This window comes from Paenibacillus sp. GbtcB18 (assembly GCF_019091125.1).
Taxonomy (GTDB): Bacteria; Bacillota; Bacilli; order Paenibacillales; family NBRC-103111; genus Paenibacillus_F; species Paenibacillus_F chitinolyticus.
On record NZ_JAGXJX010000920.1, the window covers coordinates 1 to 233 of the forward strand.

1 protein-coding gene is annotated in these 233 nt (G+C 71.7%); it reads right to left on the reverse strand.

The annotated features are described in order from the left end of the window. The coding region (locus tag KVT34_RS31290; protein ID WP_217563397.1) for a helix-turn-helix domain-containing protein at window positions 1-206 on the reverse strand (206 nt) is incomplete at its 3' end. Window positions 207-233 lie beyond the last annotated feature (27 nt).

The window sequence follows — 233 nt, forward strand, 5'->3', positions numbered from 1 at the left end:
TCTCGCCCGGAGAAGTGGCGGTAGAGGGTGGCGTTGCCCACTCCTGCGCGGCGTGCGATCTCGTCCATGACTACTTCCGGCCCCCGCTCGGCGAACATGTCCTGGGCGGCGTCCAGGATCCTGGTCCGGTTGCGCACCGCATCGCTCCGCCGCCCTCTGCAGCGCCAGCCCCCGGTGTCCGCGCCCGAACCGCAGGCCACCCGCATTCTCGCCCTCTCCCCGTACTCCGCGCT